Origin of the sequence: Mesorhizobium sp. M7A.F.Ca.US.011.01.1.1 (assembly GCF_003998295.1) — a bacterium.
Taxonomy (GTDB): Bacteria; Pseudomonadota; Alphaproteobacteria; order Rhizobiales; family Rhizobiaceae; genus Mesorhizobium.
On the sequence record NZ_RZRT01000270.1, the window covers coordinates 1 to 415 of the forward strand.

At 71.6% G+C, this 415-nt stretch carries 1 pseudogene; it reads right to left on the reverse strand.

Annotated elements, in window-relative coordinates:
• A pseudogene (gene fadA, locus EOA13_RS37685) lies at positions 1–415 on the reverse strand (acetyl-CoA C-acyltransferase); the annotation flags it as partial.

Genomic DNA, 415 nt, shown 5'->3' on the forward strand with positions numbered 1-415 from the left:
GCCCAGCTCCTTCACTGCGCGGCCGCCGGCCAGCAGCGACATCGTCGCGCCGTCGGTGAGCGGCGACGACGTGCCCGCCGTCACCCGCCCATGCGGGCGGAAGGGCGTCTTGAGAGCCGCCAGGTCCTCCATCGTGGTCTGCGGTCGGCGTCCCTCGTCTTCGGCCGCGAGTGCCCACGAGCCCTCCGCGTCCTTGACCGCGACCGACACCAGGTCGGGCTGGAACCTGCCGGCGTCGTATGCGGCCTGGGCCTTGTGCTGGCTCAGCATCCCGAACCGGTCCGAGCGCTCCTTCGTGAGGTGCGGGAAGCGGTCGAAGATGCGCTCGGCCGTCACGCCCATGTTGAGCGCCCCGGGGTCGACCATCTTCTCGGCGACGAATCGCGGATTCGGGTCGGCGTTGCCGCCGATGGGG